Below are 17,715 nucleotides of genomic sequence, written 5' to 3' on the forward strand. Positions count from 1 at the left end.
AATTCTAATCACTATTTTAGACGGATGAAAACTTGATTTGGATTCAACTTTTTTCAAATTTTTGTATATTGTTACGTTACTTGTCCTATTTCTTGCAATTTAAAGGAATAACGATTATACTTCGTTTAAAAATTTAAACCAATTAGGAGAACAAGTTATATGACAGGTCAGTTGGAACAGTTGCTTCGATTGAATACGTTAACGTTTCATGCTTTAGGGGACACTGCTAGACAAGATATTATCCTTCTTTTAGAAAAACACAAACGGTTAAATGTTAGCGAGATAGCCGAACACTCCCCTCTATCCAGACCTGCAATCTCCCATCATTTAAAAATCCTTCGTGAAGCAGGAATTGTATCAATCGAAAAAGAAGGTACCAAACGCTATTATTATTTAACACTTGATGAAAAAATGGATCTCTTGAAACAATTAATCGATGGCATTGATGAACAATGTATGAAGTAGGAGGCTTATCATGAATTTGTATTTTTTAGGGACTGGAGCTGGTGTTCCCTCTAAAAAACGGAATGTTACATCCATTGCATTACAGATGCTACAAGAACGAGGCAGCACATGGCTATTTGATTGCGGTGAAGCCACTCAGCATCAAATTTTACATACAAATATACGACCTAGACGTATTGAAAAAATATTTATCACCCATTTACATGGCGATCACATATTTGGGCTACCAGGATTCTTGGGGAGTCGTTCGTTTCAAGGTGGAGATTCGACGTTAACCATCTACGGACCAAAAGGGATTCAGGCTTATGTTGAGACAGCTCTTGCGATAAGCGGAACGAATTTAACATATGGCTTGGAATTTTATGAAGTGGAAGAGGGTATTATTTATGAGGATGATTATTGTACAGTAACCTGTTATAAGTTAGACCATGTGATTACGAGCTTTGGATATTGTATTCAAGAACATGATAAGCCTGGTGAGTTACTAGTGGATAAATTAAGAGCACAAGGAGTGCCACCTGGTCCCATTTATCAACAAATTAAGGAGAATCCTGTTGTTACCTTCGAAGGAAACGTTCTTCATCGAGAAGATTACCTTGGAGAACAGAAATCGGGACGTAAGGTCTGTATTCTTGGAGATACTCGATACATGAATAAATTGAAAGATTTTGTAAAAGACGCAGACGTGCTTGTCCATGAAGCTACATTTTCAAAAAACGAAACAGACCTTGCCTATAATTACTTCCACTCTACTACACAACAAGCAGCTCAGCTTGCAAGTGATGCAAATGTAAAAGAATTAATCCTGACTCATATTTCATCCCGCTATCAAGATGATGACCTTGAAGAGCTTGTAAACGAAGCTAGAGAGCAATTTGCAAACACGAAAATCGCAACAGACTTTTCACAATTTCCAGTTTTATAGATAAAAGCTAGTGATTAGCAAACAAACGGCTACACGCACAACATGGGTTGATTCGATGTAGCTGTTTTGCGATCAAGGATAATCAGAGAACTTTTCTTATCCTGTGGAGGCGAGTGAAACACTTTTTCGGATGCTAGAGCTAGACATGTATGAACTAAATAAATAATTCTTTCAAAAAAAGGTGGTCTCGTATTGAATATTAGTGAAATCGCGCGCTATCAAAAACAATTCTATTATACAGAGAAGACCAAATCTGTTGCGTTTCGAAAACAGCAATTGCAAACGCTAAAAAACATGATAGAAAAAAATGAACAGCGTATTATGGATTCTTTGAATCAAGATCTTAATAAATCTGAATTCGATAGTTACACGCATGAAATAGGCTTTTTATATGCGGAAATAAATTTCATGATAAAAGAAGTGAAGGAATGGATGAAACCAACTAAAGTAAAAACTCCTGCTTCTCACTTTGGATCTAAAAGTTACATCCATAAAGAACCTTATGGCACAAGCTTAATCATCGCACCTTGGAATTACCCCTTTCAACTTGCTTTAGCTCCAGTAATTGGTGCTATCGCTGCAGGAAATACAGTCGTACTCAAACCATCAGAATTAACCCCTACTGTTTCCTCCTTATTAAAACAAATGGTGGAAGAAGCGTTCGATCCTGCCTTTTTCACTGTTGTGGAAGGGGCAGTGAAAGAGACACAAGAGCTACTTGAGCAACGCTTTGATATTATTTTCTTTACAGGAAGTGTACCTGTTGGAAAGATAGTAATGGAAAAAGCGGCAAAGCATGTTACCCCAGTTGTTCTAGAGCTTGGAGGCAAGAGCCCAGTTATTGTGGATGAGGACGCAAAGCTTGATGTGGCAGCGAAGCGTATTGCTTGGGGGAAATACACAAATGCAGGGCAAACCTGTATTGCTCCTGACTACCTTTATGTACACCGTAACGTAAAACCAGAATTATTAAGCAAACTAAAAGATTCCATTGAAGAGATGTATGGAAAAGAACCGATGCAAAACGATGCGTACACCCATATCGTCAATCAGAAACACTTCTCAAGATTGTCTGCTTATTTAGATAATGGAGAATTGGTCCATGGAGGACAAACAAACCCGGAAGAGCTTATCATTGAACCAACGGTATTGGACCATATAAGCTGGGATGATTCCATCATGAAAGATGAAATATTCGGTCCAATCCTCCCAGTATTAACGTTTGACAGCCTGGACGAAGTCATTACACAAGTTCAGACACAGGAAAAGCCATTAGCTTTATATTACTTTTCTGAAGATGAGCAAAAACAGCAAAAAATACTTGATCAGCTTCCATTTGGAGGCGGCTGTATGAACGATACCTTGTTTCACGTCGCAAACCCACACCTCCCATTTGGCGGTGTAGGACCTAGTGGATTAGGAAGTTACCACGGCAAGGCAAGCTTCGACGCATTTACTCATCAGAAAAGTGTTGTTCACCAAACGACTAAGTTCGATTTCTCATTCCGCTACCCCGGATCTAAATTGGGACTGTCCATTGTGAAAAAATTGCTTAGATAAACAAAAGGGTAAGCGACCGTTTAGCGACGTACAAACTGCTGCCCACACGATGTGGGTTGGTTCGATGTTGCTACGTGACGTAGCGATTTTAATCGAACTTCCTCTGTGTATTTTGAGATAAAAGAAACACGAAGAGCGGTAGCGATTCGATGTTGACTTATCGTAAGGAGGTGCCGGAAGTTTGCTAGTCGCTGGGCGCTGGAGCTGGACGCGGCAACATCACTTTACATGTTACACACAAACCAATCCCGTTTATAAGCTAGACGAAAAAGAAAGGAAGAGTGCTGACTCTTCCTTTTTTGTTTCAGAGTAAATTTTTACATTTCGGAGCAAAATTTTCAGTTTCAGATCAACTTCTGAAATTTCAGAGCAAATTTCTCGATTTCAGATCATTTTTTAATTTTTCAGAGCAACCTCCTTTTGGCCACTCCACCTTATAACGTTTTCTTCATCCAATTAATCGTTTCGTCTATACCTGTATGCATATTTACAGATGGAGTCCAATTTAAATACTTATTAGCTTTTGCATAATCTAAAACACATTCTTGTATGTCACCGTCTTTTTCTGGTTTATAAATAGGGGCATGGTTCCCTGGAATTTTACGAGTAAGTAGATGGTAGAGGTCATTTACACTGAGGGTTTGAGAGGATCCTATCGTAAACGTATCATTAAAAGCTGCTGTTAATGCTCTTTCATTTGCTATTGCCACATCCTGTACATAAACGAAATCTCTTGTTTGATGTCCATTGCCATATATGATCGGATGTTGATTATCCAACAGGTTTCGTATAAAGATAGCTACTACCCCACCTTCACCTGAGCAGTCTTGCCTTGGACCATACACATTTCCATATCGAAAAATGGTATAGGGGATGTCATACAGGTGATGAAAGAGTTTAATATATGTTTCCGCAGCAAGCTTAGAGACACCATATATGGAGATAGGATTTGTTGGAGTTTGTTCATTGATAAGACCTTTGTGCTCCCCATACACTGCACAAGATGAAGAGAAAATAAACTGTTTTATGTTGTATTCTTTTGCACATGAAAGTAGTTTAATCGTCCCAAGTACATTTGTACGTATATCTTCTTCCGGCTGAAGTATCGAGGATGTTACATCTGTTTGAGCAGCCATATGAATAACAGCATCTGGTTGTTCCTCCTTAAAAACGTTTATCACTTCATCTGATGCTACATCTATTTGGTAGATAGGGATAGAATCTGGTAAATGCTCCTTTTTCCCACTTGATAAATTATCTAACACTATAGGAGAGTGTCCTTCGTGAATCAACCATTTTACAACATGGGAACCGATAAAGCCTGCGCCTCCTGTCACAAGTACTTTCATCTCCCTCCCCCCCTTTCTATTTGTCTATTGTTACGTGCCATTCTTCTCATCCCAAACTGTTTTACGATACACCCCTTCTATCCCTTCGACCATTTTCTCAATCGTTAAATATTGATTGGCATAGTGATAGGCATTGGTGCCAAGAAATTTTCTAAAAGAAGCATCCTTTATGAGTAATTCCAGTGCTTCTGTTAATTGTTCTACATTACCTGGCTCACAGATTACGCCAGTTCTGTTGTGTTCAATCATTTCTGGAATTCCTCCGCAGTTGGTAGTGATAATTGCTTGTTTCGCAAACATAGCTTCCAATACGGATATTGGAAAATTGTCATTAATAGTTGGCAAAACATATATATCAGAAGTGGCCAATATATCTTCTATATCAAAACGCTTTCCGAGAAAATGAATATTCTCCAGATTTAATTGTTTCGCTTGTTTTTCTAATGATTCACGCATTGTACCCTCACCTACAATGTTCACCTTCACATCATGTAAGTTCTCTTTCATTAGCGAGAGAGCTTCAATTAAATAGGAATGACCTTTTCTTGGGGATAAACGAGCAATGCATGATAGAACAATCTGATTAGGATTACGTTTTACATCGTTAATTGAAAAATCAATTCCTGTTCGCACTCGTATCATTTTGTCTTCTGTAGCGTCGTAAATCTTAAGTGGATTTTTGAACGAATTGCTTATGAGGATCACCTTATTAGCTGCTTTAAGTCCTTGTTTTTCAATTTCGCTAAAATACGTTTCTTCTACTGAATTGGGCTTAATTTTATTGAATTTCAACCGACTCTGAGTAAACAAACCATGAGGAGTGAAAAATAGGGGCTTTTGAAGATGGGTATTAAGCTTTCCTAAAATGAAAATAGAAAATAAATCTTGAGCATGTATGATATCGTATTTTTGTAGATTTTTTTCCTCCAAAAACGTTTGATACGTTTGGATAAAGCTAGCATTCTTTACGATTTTGGGAATAGCTTCCCCGTAACGGTCTATCAAATAGGTTTCAATCGCTTTTTTATTATGGGTAATCCTAGCAGTAAATTCTTCTTCAGGAAGTTGACTAGGACTTTGAACATCTACATCATGACCTTTTTGCTGCAATCCATTCTGAAGCCCTGTGATATAGTGTGATAAGCCTCCTGTTATTGGATATCGAAATGAGGTCACAATTAGGATTTTTAGTGATTCTTTATTGGGAAGAAGCGTATCTTTGATATCCGCTTCACTCAGATTAACCTTAGATATTCTGGGGTTTTTTCCGTAAAAGGTATCTAGTTCATACAGTAAACTGGGATGGATATTCTCCCCCATACCTCGCCCTCCTTCTTATGCTTGATAAATTCCTAATTCCTTACCCCAGGTAGAGATTTTTTCTAAATGATAAGGTAAAAGTTCGCCCTTTCGACCATCAAAAATACGTCTGAGTTGAGTGTGTAATCCTTTTTCTAGCGTTCTTTGTAGGTACGCCATTTTATATAGTTTTAGTGGGTCTGTTTGAAATGTTATGCCATGACTGTTCATTTCCTTCACATACGTATCAATACATTGTTTTCGAATTGCATCTGCATCTGCTTGCCAATCTTTCCGAAATCCTAACAACAATTCTACTAATACCACCATGTCAAACCAGACTGGACCAATCTTTGCTGCTTCCCAATCAATGAACTGAATATCCCATGGTTCTTTTTTGGAAACATCATGCGTGCATATATTCTGCATATGGAGGTCACCATGAGTTAGCGCCACCCCACCATGACACAATTCATCAAACATAAATAATTCTTTTTTATATATCGTTAAAAGCGAATCAGCATGAGGAGCAAGTAATGAGATTAACTGATCATCTTGTAACGATCTTTCTATAAAGCTTACGGTTTTCTTACTGTATTTCCTTCGTTCTTTTGCCATAGTGGCAGAATAGTAAACAGGTAGATTCCAAGAAGATAGGTGGTGACTAGAGTCTTGGGATAGTTGGTACGTATGGGCATGGAGTTGTGCTACAGCGGGAATGATGTAGTCTAAATGAGACGGGGAGAAGGAGGTTCTCCCTCTAACCTGTTGGACAAACTCCATAAACACCCATGTCTCATCTCCTTGTTTATGAATCAGGTACACTTGTGGCAAAAAATCTGCAAGGTAATCTTGCGCTTGACGGTAGATAGCAAGCTCTACTTCATTTTTGTATTTAGCATGACTATACACTTTTAAAATAATGGGGATGCTTCTTTGTTTTCCCACAAGCGTCATTGAATAGATACTACTTCTTGAAGTGGATTTCAGACAAGTGATAGACGAATCAACGATAACCTCCTCATTAAAAGAAGAAGTAAGCTTTGACTCGATAGTTGTTTGTTTTATTTGTTCCGCTAAACGTTTCGACTGATCCATATCTATCACTCCTTTCTTCTTTTTCTCCAAGCTTTCCATAAATGGGAGATAGAACTTCGAACAAATGGCATTACATCGTCTTTTGCGAGTAGTGCAAATACCTTCTCCCCTTTAAGCCCTCTTAAAAATTCAACGAAATTCATCTTCCCTTCTTTCCTTTTTTCAAGGTAAGTGAGAAAATAACGCACTAAATAAATCCACTTGATTCCTTCTTTGAAGTCATTAGTGGCGGTGAACTTTTGTTTAGTCAGATATAAATAATACAAGTACGCAAAATCAATAGCTGCCGCTCCTGTTAAACTATGCGTTAACCAAAAACGTGGGTTTATCTCAATAAACTTAAACACACCATCTCTTGGGTCTCTTTTAAATTCAGCCATAGCAATCCCTTTCAATTGAAGTTTTTGAAAAAACGGTAAACCAAGTGTATATAACTCTGGTACTTTACGACTTTCAATATGAGCACCTGTCCCAAATTCAGCCGGAAATTGATGATTTTTTTGAAGAGTAAAGGAAGCCAATAATTTCATATCTTCCCCATAGAAGGTAGCTAATTTATAAAAACAACGATTATCACCAGGAATCTCTTCTTGAATAACCACTTCTCCAATAGATTGATAGTACTCATAATCTTTCATTAATTGTGCTGCATCCTCTACCCGTATTGCCTTTTTGTTTAATTTTGTACGGAATTGATAGCCATGGGAGGGTTTTAATATACAAGGGAACTGGATTTCACTAATGACCTCTTGTAATTGGCTTATATCTTCAAGAAAGAATGTCTTCGGAGTGGGAATTTGATGTTCAACAGCTAATTTATAGGTTTCCTTCTTATCTAGTAATGTTTCAATCATTTCTGGTTCTGGAATAAGAAACAAAAAGTAAGGCCTTAACTGCTCTCGATAGCGGGATTGAAAAGAAACGTAATCATCAGACCCTACATAAAGGACTGGCTTTTTAGGTAAACCTTTTGCTATTGTTACTAAAAAATGAAGAAGTTTGTTAGGTTCCGTTATAGGGTTTGGACATATATCACACTCGGCTAGTCTCGATTTCCCTTTTCTATAAGACCCCTCTGTATCATAGGCATACACATCAATCCCTTTTCTTGCTAAACTACGAATGATTCCTATTCCATTAGCACTCAGATCCAAGACTACTGCTGGATGGTCATGGTTCATTTGATATCTCCCCCAACATGCTTCCCATAACGATTTTCAATATCATAGATCATTCGTTCTCTAGAAAAGTGTTGTTTCGCATACTGATAAGCAGCCTTTGCCATCTTTTCTCGTTCATGAGGTTGCTGAATGAACTGTTTTAAAGCATTAGACAATGCTTTCACATCACCTGGTTCTACAAGAAGTCCTGTCTCGCCATGAATAATCATCTCAGGAATACTTCCACTAGTAGTTGATAGTATTGCTACCTTACTATGCATCGCTTCCATAATACTTACCGGCAATGTATCATTTAATGTTGGCAACACAAAGATATCGGTTCTACCTAATAAATCAGGGATGTCTTCCCTTTTCCCTAAGAATGTAACATTGGATAGTTTGCTCTCTTTCACTTGATTCTCTAATTGTGATCGCATCTCTCCATCACCCACAATTAGCACTTCAACATTATCTAATGAGTCTTTGATTAATGATAAGGCTTTAAAAAATACAGAGTGCCCTTTTCTAGGTCCAAGTCGTGAAATAATGGTTATCGTAAGTTTGTTGGAATTGCTTTTATCCCGTTTCGCTGCTGTGACATTAAATTGAATACCAGTAGGGATCGTTATCATCTTTTCGTTACGAGCACCTAATGCCATAAGGGGTTTACGAAAAGAATCTCCTAAAATAATGATTTCGTTAGAATATTGGATCGCCTTTTTTTCCATATGAGTATAATAGACTTCTTCTATCGAGCCCTTCTCAATTCGATTAAACCTCAGTCGGTTGCTCGTAAACATACCATGAGGTGTGTAAAATACCGGTTTCTTCTTCCCTATCAATCGACCCAGTACATTTGCGGTAAATACATCCTGAGCATGGTACACATCATAAGAGCCAATATTCTTATGCTTGGCGAGCATATGCTCATATATGAATAGTAGCCTTGCATGCTGGAGGATCTTTTTACTTATTGTTTTGTATCGTTTTCTAAACAAACGATTTAATGCAGACTCAACTTCCTTCTTTAACGAAGCCACTACTGAAGTTGGAAATTGATTAGGTGAAATAACATCTACCTCATGCCCTTCTTCCTGTAATCCATCACGTAAATTAGAGATATAATTTGATAAACCTCCCGTATGAGGGAAGTCCCAGAAAGTGGCGATTAGTATCGATAAGTTCTTCTTGGACTTTTTCTTTTTTTGGTGCTTTATCTTTGGGGCATGAGGTATTTCTGGTATTGGGGAGGATACTCCATAATAATCATCCATTATCTTGATGACATCTGAGTGAGGTAGAATTTCGTTTGCCTTCATAACCACACCCTCCTTATCACTTCAAATGCTTCAGCGTAGGAAACCCCTACTGTCATCCCTCGTACTCGTGCTAAATACTTTACACCCTCATAAGACCTGGGATGAGGGAAGTTTCTCATCTCTACCTCGTAGCTTTCTAAAGCTTTGATTTTATCATCAATAGTATCAGTGATATTTACAAAATAATTGGGTTTAAATGTTTTATCATTGGTTTGAATATTCCATTCACTTGAAGAAACAGTTTCAAAAGTTATTAGTTCTATAGGAGGTTGGTCAGGTAGAGGGCGCACTGCAGTTAACACCGCTTCAAACACCTGTTGATGATCTCGATTTACATCTCCATAATGATGAGTGAAAATGGTTTGAGGTTGGTAATGATTTATTAGTAATTCGATCTCTTTTGTAAGTGTATGGAGAGGTAATTGTTCAAGCTTTAAATTTTCATATTCTAGGAATTTGACTTCCTTGATACCTATTTCCTTGTTTGCCTGATGTATAGTTTGCTTCATATTAGCTTCTTCTTCTTTTCTACCTTTAGCTACAATAACGGAAATGACGGTAGAGCCTTCATTCATTAGTTTCTTTAATGTTCCTGCTACTCCTAACAGTTCATCATCAGGATGTGCAGCAATGACAAGTACAGATTTTGTCATATCGTTCACACCTTTTAATAAGCTTTCTTTTATCCTATTAGCACTAGGTAGAATAAGGCACTGCTCATACCTAGTCCCAACCATCCAATTTTACATTTTTCTGATTTGCTTCTCATGAAGAAATACGCTTCAATAGATAAAGAAGAGATTATAGAAGTTAGGACTGATTACAATTACAACAATATGCCTCGTACGACACGGAGAAACCGATTGGAATAAACATAAACGCTTACAAGGACAAGAGGATATTCCTTTAAATGAATTAGGAATAGAACAAGCTAAAGAATGTGGAGAGCATCTCAAAACCGAACAGTGGGACATGATTATTTCTAGCCCTTTATCCCGTGCGAAAAAAACAGCTGAAATCATTCAAACATACATGGAAACTCCTTTGGATATTATCGAGATGGACGCGTTTAAGGAACGCTCATTTGGTAAAGGCTCAGGCTTATACTTCCATGAGATTCAATCGCTCTATCCAGATCGTAATTACCCAGGTATGGAATCTTGGGAAGCTTTCAAAACACGCATCTTTCAAGGACTCCACCAGGTTCATCAAGAGTACCCCAATCAAAAAATTCTACTTGTAGCACATGGAGCAGTGATCAATGGGATTTTATCTGTATTATCAAATGGAGAGATTGGCTCGGGTAAAACGAAACTAATTAACGCATGTATTACAAATATTGAGCGTTTGGAAGATTCATGGAAAGTAACCAATTACAATGAAACTAGTCACCTTTCCTCCTTCACCCAACATTAAGGATGTATGTACTTCACCTGTCATTTCAACTGCAAACGGCATGTGTGATACCATTGCATTAAATGAATGTTGAAAGGGGATTGGATTATAAATGAATCAATTGTTATTTATTCAAACTGGAATGGGTGTTGATGTTCACGGACAGAACATAACCAAAGCAGCAGAACGTGCCATTAAAAATGCTATTCACACCAATTCTATGCCAGGTATTCGTTATAGCCTTCCAGAACAGTCCTTAGATAATATGGTAGTCAATATTAAGCTAGCCGTACCTACTGATCAAGAAAAGGTAGATCACGAAGTTATTAAACAATGCATTCCTTATGGAAACGTCTCTGTTGTAATCATGGATGGAGGTATGCTTACTACTAGTGGTATTGAGTTACCTGATAAAGAAGACAAAAATGACCTAATGTATATGGTGAATGCATCCGTAGAAGTTGGATATTAATGGATTAGTTATTCTGGTATTTGGAGTCTTCTTTAAATAAAACCTTAAACAGTACGATGTAGAAACAACTTCCATTTTTCCATTTTATAGTAATCTGTTTGTGATATAATGATGTTGAAAAAGTACACAAAGGAAAGGTTGGTTCCATGTTTAAAAAGGTTGCTTCTGATGCACTCGGTCTTAGTGATGTAGGAAAAGTTATTCAACGAGAAGATTTTGATAAGGTTGATGCAGATGATTATGTAATGCATGAGGATGGCGAAACCATTTACTTCCTTATTATGTCCCAATCTGATGAATATTGCTTCACGAATAAAGCGCTCATTCACCTTGATGGGACAAGTGCTACAAGCAAAAAACGCATCCTTAAGCGGTACGATTATTACAAGAACACAATTAAGAATGTCGCCCTTGAAACAGCCGGCACTGTCGACTTAGACGTAGAAATCAAATTCACATTGGGAAATGAACATTTCTCGATTGATGTTAACAAAAAGAACCTTGAGGAACTAAAAGACTTGTACAAAGCATTACTTAAAATCTCTGAGATCTCGCAAGAAAATGACACCTATATGAATTTCACAAAACAAAGCTTAGATTATGCAAGCAATGCACTAAGTCAAAACCATACGCATGGAAATGACACTAAGGTCTTTGAAGAATTTAAGCAAATCAATCAACATGCCTTTAATTGGCTAGCAGAAAGTAAAGAAAAGTACACGCAAAAAGATTTTGGTGCTATATTTGAGCGTTATATTAACAATTAATCTAGTTAACGAACAAAAGCGCAAGCGCCCGAATTCGCTGGGCGCTGAAGCTAGACGTGGCTACTTCACTTTTTTAGTTGTACCCAAGCATTGAATTTTATAATTTCGCTATACAATAATAAAAGGAGGCTATCTTCGTGATAGCCTCCTTTATTATTCAGGTTTTATATAACATTGGTTACACATCTTTCTTGGATATATACCAATCGATATACTCAATACCCTCTTCTTGCGCACGTTTAGCTGCTTCTTCTTGGGTTTTTGGTGGAGAAACAACTGCCTTATCCCCTTCTTGCCAGTTGGCAGGGGTAGAAACACCATGCTCATCCGTCGTTTGTAGAGCTTTCACCAAACGAAGAATTTCCTGCATATTTCTTCCTGTTGTAAGAGGATAGTAAATAATAGAGCGTATTTTTTGTTTATCATCAATAACAAATACAGCTCGACTTGTTTCAACTTGGCTCTCACCTGGCATAATCATCCCATATTTCATGGCAACTTGTTTATCTAAGTCAGCGATAACTGGAAATTCTATTTTGGTATCAAAATTCTCTTCAATGCTTCGAATCCAGGCAATATGAGAAGGCACACTATCTACACTTAAACCTAATAATTCTGTGTTCAACTGTTTTAACTCTGGATAAATGTCCTGAAATCCAACGAATTCTGTGGTACATACTGGAGTGAAATCAGATGGATGAGAGAACAAGACGACCCATTTACCTTTGTAATCTTCTAAATTAATATTCCCTTGGCTTGTCGCAGCACTAAACTGTGGTGCAGCATCTCCAATCCGTGGCATATTGACCTTTTGTTCTTCTGTATGTGTTTCCATTATTCCAACCTCCTTGTAAAAATATCCATTAACACTGATACCACCTGAGGCATTTTTTAATCTTATTACATGTAAAATGATCAAAATTACTCAATTGCTTTTCATCTAACTTATTTATATAATTTTTGGCTCGGAGTGATCTGGGAGCTTTGCGAGCAAGTTTATGGATATAGGAGCAACTTTTGAAAAATAGGAGCATCTGCTGTTTTGGCTTCGTGCGGTGCCCCAGCCGCAGTGGGACTTGCGCTCAGACGTGAGCTAGCAGCCGTTGCGAGCGAGTTTTCGAAATTAGGAGCGAGAATTCAGATTTAGGAGCAACTTTTCCAAAATTGGAGCGACCCACCTCCACGGCCAATGAATCCACCCTATAAATCATACAAAAAACCCTATGATATTCATCATAGGATAGTTACATACATCAATGCTCTATTGGTGGAATTTGATCCATGGCTTGATGCTTCTTGGAAACAATAAGGTTTTGATTTTGTGTAAATCCGACATAAAAGAGTAGTTCTGGATTAGGCTCACCTAGGGCGTTAAGTTGCTCAATCAGCCATTCCTCCGTTTTATTTAACCACCCCAAGATATCATGTTGTATCTCACCATCTAAGATGACAGGCAACTCAAAGTTCTTGCCAGGTTTGTATATCGATAGGTCCTCGCGTAAGATAGACTCTTTGCTCGGGTGTAGTTTCAAACTCATTTTTCCATTCGCTTCAATAATAGCTATTTCTACATCTTCTGTATGAAATACATTTTTCTCTCGGAGCATCTGTAACACATTATCAATGGAATAGTTAATTTTCTTCATATTCTCCATAACGAATTTGCCATTGTATATCACGACAATGGGTTCAAACGTTAATAACTTACCAACAGGTCGATGTTTTAGCTTCAGATAAATTATGATTTTCTGAAGAACAGCTATTCCTATCATTGCCACCACTGTATGAATATGATTGATTTCGGGGTCAGCAATATCAGCTCCTACTACGGAACCAAGCACTAAAATGACTAGGAAATCAAAAACTGGTAATTCTCCAATTGATCGTTTGCCCATAAACAAGCCAATTACAAGCATGAATGGAAGTATAGTAGCTATCCGAAAAATTACTTTCATTACATCCATTAAAACATCCATACCGTGCACCTCTTTAACTAATAAGCTTATAGACTCATCATTTCCTAAACAACACAATTTACTCTATCTGTACTGTTTTCACTAAAAATGATATGGATATTTAAATTGAAATTCATCTTGATTATGTGCTTCTTTTGTAGCAGGCAGCGAGGGATTGTTCTTACGTTGTTTTGGTTTGGCTTGGGGAGCACCAAGCTTTTTATACTGCACTTCCTCCACTCCCTTTACAATAAGTTGCATGGCAAAGATAGTTACCATAAATGCAAGCAACGGCCAAACGACCATCCAATACTTACCTGAGTAGATATGGTCCTTATTAGCTCCTATTAAACCTGCCCATTCGTTCGTTACACTTCTTGGAGGGTTGTCATATTTCTCTTGAATAGTTCCGCCGAAGAATAAATTAAAAACACCTAGATGCAGCAAGATAATTAATACTTGATTAAATTGTCTACCAAATAATAGAAACAATCTCGTCCACAGATGTGGCATAATATGCACACCTAATATCCGTCCACTACTAGCCCCTAGTGTTTTGGCATTTTGAATAAATTCTTTTTCTTGAATTGACCTTATCTCGTTCCCTACTAATACCGTTGTAAGAGGGATTACAAGTATCGTGAGGATCAACACTTCTAGTCCCATTCTTGAAAAAAATCCGTACGTCCATATATCTGGTCTGGTAGCAGGGAAAATAATAGGTTTCAACAATATATATGCAACAACGGAAAGTGGTAAAAAATGAAGTGGGTCTGTCAATTTCTTTACTACTTCTTGAAATTTGGAATTCAAGAAGAACGCATAACCAATTCCAAATAAAAAACCGATTCCAACTCTTAGCAAAGCAACTACAAATGCAACAAGCAATGTATATTTTGCCCCAACAATGATCTGATCAGCTATGCTAAAACCGTAGCGATCGGAACCTAGCAAGAAAGGCATTCCTGGTGGATGAGGTGGTCCACCTGTAATACCACCATCCTCTCCTTTTCGAAATCTCACTTGATCAATTGGTGTTTTCGCCAAGTAAGATAAATAGAGGCTATACATAAATAAGCAAAATAAAAATAGACTTCCTGCAGCAAACTTCCCATTTCTCATATGTCGACTTAAAGATATTATCAGTTTCTTGCAAACACTCAGCCATCTATTAGGATGTAAAACACGTAATAACGTGAAGAGTAACTCCTTCAAACCACTAGTTAAATGGAGGCTTTTTCTTTTAAATGGTGATGGTTCTTCCACTGAAGAGGACGCTACCCCCATATTCACATTACGTTCTATATACTTATCAGCTAGGCTATATAAAATATAAAAAGGAGTAAAAATCATGATGAGTGAACAAGCAATAGACATTGGTCGAAAATCTAATGTCATATAATACGTAATTCCAAAAATGTTGAAGATTCTTGAAATAACAAAAAGACTCGATAAAGAAGCCCATACGATTACTTTAGAGTGGTACATCGCTATAGGAAGTATATTTCTGAGCATATGTTTTATGTAAATTAAGTTTAGATGGATCCCCTTCCCTTTAGCTAATTGCACATAAGGTTTCTGTTCCTCTACTTCTATTTCAATTAAGACGAGTCGAAACATAGAAATAAAGGGAACTATAGCAATTGTTAGGATAGGTGCTAAGTAGATACGTGAATCATCACCAGTAGTTGCAATCCCGAATAATTCCATACCAAACTTCTGGTAAGCATATACAACGAGCAGCTGAAGTCCATAAGCAAACAAGATGTCTGGTACTGTTTCAAACACATTTAAAAATACCTGTACACTTCTTCGTACTGCACTCGGACTTCTTTTGACTAAAAAAGCCAGTATAAAAGCCAAGGAAAAGCCAATAAAAAGTGCGCTCCCTAATAATTGCATAGAATACAAAAAAGGACCCCAAAGGAATGAAAAAATCGGTTCTGGATTATCTTTATAAATGAACACCCAATATTCAGGATTAACTAACTGTATACACATCTTCCATATGATACTAAAACTATCTTGCAAATTTCCATCTTGAATAATAAATGGAACAACGCTAATGATTACTATCCCCACAATACCTACAGCATAATATAACCAAAATTTCATGAATTGTTTAACCATTCCTTCACTCCTCTCTTTCTAAAAATGATCCACCTATATCAGAAAGTATTATTTCTATGGACAAGGGGATTCTAATAAGATGAATACTTTTGGAGGTAATAAAGATGAACAATCTATCACCAAATTGCTTTTCTGAACATGAACAACTAAAATCTGTCGTATTATGCCCTCCTTCTGGCCTTGATGTACCGGACCAAAAAACAGCAACAATGGTACGATGGAACGGCCCTGTTAATCAGGAAATCGCCCATGAAAACCATGAGAATTTGACAGGAGCTCTATCACAAGAAGGCGTGCATGTCATTACATATGAAGATGCACTATCTCAGGAAGACTATAAGTTAAGTAATCAACTAATTAATCGCACGTTTGTAAGAGATCTAGCTTGTGTTTTCGGGAATACCATCATACCAGGTGAAGCAGGGACTTCTATGCGAAAGCCTGAATATGTTCACTTCCACGGTTTATTGGCGGAATGGTTTCCAAATCACTTTCAAATACACGAGAACAATGATATTACATCACTTGAATTTGGTGATGTACTAGTACTAAACAAAGATGCCATCCTTATCAATGTAGGAATGCGCACCAGTATCTCAAGTATTGAGCGAATACAAGATAGTATATTTGAAGCAGGGTTTTCTGAAATTGGAATCATTGATTTACCTAGAAGCGCAAGCACGCTTCATTTAGATATGAATTGCAACGTAGTCGGTCCAAATGTATTGATTTCAAAAAGTTTTGTACGCTACTTACCTATTCAAGTTCTCTCCCGATCTTCTATTCGTTATAGTATGTTGCAGGAATTTATGAATCGACACGGATTTGATGTATATTGGATTGAATCATACAAAACCATTCCTGATATTAATTTCTTAAATATTAATCCAGAAACAATACTTATTAGCAAACAAGCCAACTTAGAAATATTTAGAGACCACCCTGAGTTGAAAAAGAAAAAATATCTTTCCATAGATGTTACAGAATTAGAAAAAGGTGGCGGAGGTATAAGATGTATGACATTACCTTTAGAACGGAGATCGTAACCTTTTGACGAGCATAATTCTAATCAGGTTTCATATTTGTAGTACAAGCTTGTTAAGATGCATAAAATATAAGGGAGAGTAAGAACAAGGGGGAAAAAGTGGATGAGTATTTTCTTTAGTTACATTTTTCTTGGCCTTTCCCTTTCTGCACCCATAGGTCCTATTAACGCAGCTCAACTTGATAAAGGAATTAAGCATGGCTTTCTAAGCGCTTGGCTAGTAGGAATTGGAGCTATGGTCGCAGACATGGGTTTTATGTTACTGATTTATTTTGGATTAGCGCAATTTATTATGATTCCTATTGTAAAAACATTCATATGGTTCTTCGGTGCTTTTGTTTTGGTGTACACCGGTGTTGAGAGTATTAAGTCTGCCAACGCCACTTCCTCTGAAGAAGATTCACAAAGAGCTACATCTAGCAAATCTTTTTTTACTGGCTTTTTCATGGCACTTTCCAACCCGTTGAATATTTTGTTTTGGTTAGGAATTTATGGTTCCATTCTTGCTAAGACCATGGACCAATACGGACAATCTCAACTATTTATCTATAGCTCCGGAATATTCTTAGGCATATTGTGTTGGGATTTCATCATGGCACTTGTAGCAAGTTCTTTAAAGAAATTACGTAAACCTAAAATACTTACATACATTTCGGTAATAGCTGGATTAGTGTTAATTGGATTTGGGATATATTTTTTCATTCAAGCTTGTAAGATTTTAATTTAACCTTGATAGGACAGTCACCTATTTTTCTCCATTGATTATGTTATATGGT

At 37.2% G+C, this 17,715-nt stretch carries 17 protein-coding genes; 8 read left to right on the forward strand and 9 right to left on the reverse strand.

What is annotated here, in order from left to right:
• Nucleotides 1-159: 159 nt before the first annotated feature.
• From N782_RS06950 to N782_RS06960, 3 genes are all read left to right on the forward strand, one after another.
• The gene (locus N782_RS06950) at nucleotides 160-465 is read left to right on the forward strand and encodes an ArsR/SmtB family transcription factor (protein ID WP_036817835.1); all 306 of its coding nucleotides are present in this window, start codon (nucleotides 160-162) and stop codon (nucleotides 463-465) included.
• Nucleotides 466-475: 10 nt separating this feature from the next.
• Nucleotides 476-1,390, forward strand: a complete 915-nt coding sequence (rnz, locus tag N782_RS06955) for a ribonuclease Z (RefSeq protein ID WP_036817837.1) — start codon at nucleotides 476-478, stop codon at nucleotides 1,388-1,390.
• Nucleotides 1,391-1,588: 198 nt separating this feature from the next.
• Complete coding sequence (locus N782_RS06960; protein WP_084103006.1) at nucleotides 1,589-2,950, forward strand: aldehyde dehydrogenase; 1,362 nt, start codon at nucleotides 1,589-1,591, stop codon at nucleotides 2,948-2,950.
• Nucleotides 2,951-3,384: 434 nt separating this feature from the next.
• On the opposite strand, the gene N782_RS06965 is transcribed toward N782_RS06960, so the two are convergent.
• From N782_RS06965 to N782_RS06990, 6 genes are read right to left on the reverse strand one after another with little or no spacing between them, the layout of a single operon-like run.
• Nucleotides 3,385-4,299: an NAD-dependent epimerase/dehydratase family protein gene (locus N782_RS06965; RefSeq protein WP_036817842.1), complete on the reverse strand. Its 915-nt coding sequence runs from the start codon at nucleotides 4,297-4,299 to the stop codon at nucleotides 3,385-3,387.
• A gap of 30 nt (nucleotides 4,300-4,329) precedes the next feature.
• A complete protein-coding gene (locus tag N782_RS06970) occupies nucleotides 4,330-5,619 on the reverse strand; it encodes a glycosyltransferase family 4 protein (RefSeq protein WP_036817844.1) in 1,290 nt (429 codons plus the stop codon).
• A gap of 15 nt (nucleotides 5,620-5,634) precedes the next feature.
• A complete protein-coding gene (locus N782_RS06975; protein ID WP_036817845.1) occupies nucleotides 5,635-6,696 on the reverse strand; it encodes a phosphotransferase in 1,062 nt (353 codons plus the stop codon).
• 5 nt (nucleotides 6,697-6,701) lie between these two features.
• Entirely contained in the window at nucleotides 6,702-7,877 is a 1,176-nt protein-coding gene (locus N782_RS06980; protein WP_036817847.1) for a carboxylate--amine ligase, read from the reverse strand.
• Nucleotides 7,874-9,175: a glycosyltransferase family 4 protein gene (locus N782_RS06985; protein WP_036817848.1), complete on the reverse strand. Its 1,302-nt coding sequence runs from the start codon at nucleotides 9,173-9,175 to the stop codon at nucleotides 7,874-7,876. The genes N782_RS06980 and N782_RS06985 overlap by 4 nt, the downstream gene beginning before the upstream one ends.
• On the reverse strand, nucleotides 9,172-9,828 hold the full coding sequence (locus N782_RS06990) for a PIG-L deacetylase family protein (protein WP_036817849.1): 657 nt from the start codon (nucleotides 9,826-9,828) through the stop codon (nucleotides 9,172-9,174). Before N782_RS06990 ends, N782_RS06985 begins: the two co-directional genes overlap by 4 nt.
• Nucleotides 9,829-10,000: 172 nt before the next feature.
• Between N782_RS06990 and N782_RS06995 the strand changes: the two genes are divergently transcribed.
• The 3 genes from N782_RS06995 (at nucleotide 10,001) to N782_RS07005 (ending at nucleotide 11,809) form a co-directional block, all read left to right on the forward strand.
• The gene (locus N782_RS06995; RefSeq protein WP_036817850.1) at nucleotides 10,001-10,591 is read left to right on the forward strand and encodes a histidine phosphatase family protein; all 591 of its coding nucleotides are present in this window, start codon (nucleotides 10,001-10,003) and stop codon (nucleotides 10,589-10,591) included.
• Between the two features lie 91 nt (nucleotides 10,592-10,682).
• The gene (locus tag N782_RS07000) at nucleotides 10,683-11,042 is read left to right on the forward strand and encodes a Lin0512 family protein (RefSeq protein WP_036817852.1); all 360 of its coding nucleotides are present in this window, start codon (nucleotides 10,683-10,685) and stop codon (nucleotides 11,040-11,042) included.
• A gap of 146 nt (nucleotides 11,043-11,188) precedes the next feature.
• Nucleotides 11,189-11,809, forward strand: a complete 621-nt coding sequence (locus N782_RS07005) for a PH domain-containing protein (protein ID WP_036817854.1) — start codon at nucleotides 11,189-11,191, stop codon at nucleotides 11,807-11,809.
• Between the two features lie 178 nt (nucleotides 11,810-11,987).
• Here N782_RS07005 and N782_RS07010 read toward each other — a convergent pair whose 3' ends face one another.
• The 3 genes from N782_RS07010 to N782_RS07020 all read right to left on the reverse strand — a co-directional run bounded on the left by N782_RS07010 (nucleotide 11,988) and on the right by N782_RS07020 (nucleotide 15,879).
• Nucleotides 11,988-12,644 carry a peroxiredoxin gene (locus N782_RS07010; protein ID WP_036817857.1) on the reverse strand — a complete coding sequence of 219 codons (657 nt, stop codon included), beginning with the start codon at nucleotides 12,642-12,644 and terminating at the stop codon, nucleotides 11,988-11,990.
• A 418-nt stretch (nucleotides 12,645-13,062) separates the two neighbouring features.
• Complete coding sequence (locus tag N782_RS07015; RefSeq protein ID WP_036817859.1) at nucleotides 13,063-13,785, reverse strand: DUF421 domain-containing protein; 723 nt, start codon at nucleotides 13,783-13,785, stop codon at nucleotides 13,063-13,065.
• Nucleotides 13,786-13,866: 81 nt separating this feature from the next.
• Nucleotides 13,867-15,879 (reverse strand): ABC transporter permease subunit, encoded by a 2,013-nt coding sequence (locus N782_RS07020; RefSeq protein ID WP_161783080.1) that lies wholly within the window; start codon nucleotides 15,877-15,879, stop codon nucleotides 13,867-13,869.
• A gap of 119 nt (nucleotides 15,880-15,998) precedes the next feature.
• On the opposite strand from N782_RS07020, the gene N782_RS07025 reads away from it, so the two are divergent.
• Both N782_RS07025 and N782_RS07030 read left to right on the forward strand, forming a co-directional pair.
• Nucleotides 15,999-16,940 (forward strand): arginine deiminase family protein, encoded by a 942-nt coding sequence (locus tag N782_RS07025; protein WP_036817861.1) that lies wholly within the window; start codon nucleotides 15,999-16,001, stop codon nucleotides 16,938-16,940.
• Nucleotides 16,941-17,042: 102 nt separating this feature from the next.
• On the forward strand, nucleotides 17,043-17,666 hold the full coding sequence (locus N782_RS07030; protein WP_036817864.1) for a LysE family translocator: 624 nt from the start codon (nucleotides 17,043-17,045) through the stop codon (nucleotides 17,664-17,666).
• Nucleotides 17,667-17,715 lie beyond the last annotated feature (49 nt).

The sequence above is a fragment of the Pontibacillus yanchengensis Y32 genome, assembly GCF_000770635.1.
Lineage (GTDB): Bacteria > Bacillota > Bacilli > Bacillales > BH030062 > Pontibacillus > Pontibacillus yanchengensis.

Excerpts from the sequence above, each read along its gene's own strand:
- N782_RS06985 (WP_036817848.1), bottom strand. The coding sequence starts at position 9,175 with ATGAAGGCAAACGAAATTCTACCTCACTCAGATGTCATCAAGATAATG.
- N782_RS07010 (WP_036817857.1), bottom strand. The coding sequence starts at position 12,644 with ATGGAAACACATACAGAAGAACAAAAGGTCAATATGCCACGGATTGGA.
- rnz (WP_036817837.1), top strand. The coding sequence starts at position 476 with ATGAATTTGTATTTTTTAGGGACTGGAGCTGGTGTTCCCTCTAAAAAA.
- N782_RS07025 (WP_036817861.1), top strand. The coding sequence starts at position 15,999 with ATGAACAATCTATCACCAAATTGCTTTTCTGAACATGAACAACTAAAA.
- N782_RS06980 (WP_036817847.1), bottom strand. The coding sequence starts at position 7,877 with ATGAACCATGACCATCCAGCAGTAGTCTTGGATCTGAGTGCTAATGGA.
- N782_RS06975 (WP_036817845.1), bottom strand. The coding sequence starts at position 6,696 with ATGGATCAGTCGAAACGTTTAGCGGAACAAATAAAACAAACAACTATC.
- N782_RS07000 (WP_036817852.1), top strand. The coding sequence starts at position 10,683 with ATGAATCAATTGTTATTTATTCAAACTGGAATGGGTGTTGATGTTCAC.
- N782_RS07005 (WP_036817854.1), top strand. The coding sequence starts at position 11,189 with ATGTTTAAAAAGGTTGCTTCTGATGCACTCGGTCTTAGTGATGTAGGA.
- N782_RS06965 (WP_036817842.1), bottom strand. The coding sequence starts at position 4,299 with ATGAAAGTACTTGTGACAGGAGGCGCAGGCTTTATCGGTTCCCATGTT.
- N782_RS07030 (WP_036817864.1), top strand. The coding sequence starts at position 17,043 with ATGAGTATTTTCTTTAGTTACATTTTTCTTGGCCTTTCCCTTTCTGCA.
- N782_RS07015 (WP_036817859.1), bottom strand. The coding sequence starts at position 13,785 with ATGGATGTTTTAATGGATGTAATGAAAGTAATTTTTCGGATAGCTACT.
- N782_RS06990 (WP_036817849.1), bottom strand. The coding sequence starts at position 9,828 with ATGACAAAATCTGTACTTGTCATTGCTGCACATCCTGATGATGAACTG.
- N782_RS06950 (WP_036817835.1), top strand. The coding sequence starts at position 160 with ATGACAGGTCAGTTGGAACAGTTGCTTCGATTGAATACGTTAACGTTT.
- N782_RS06970 (WP_036817844.1), bottom strand. The coding sequence starts at position 5,619 with ATGGGGGAGAATATCCATCCCAGTTTACTGTATGAACTAGATACCTTT.
- N782_RS07020 (WP_161783080.1), bottom strand. The coding sequence starts at position 15,879 with ATGAAATTTTGGTTATATTATGCTGTAGGTATTGTGGGGATAGTAATC.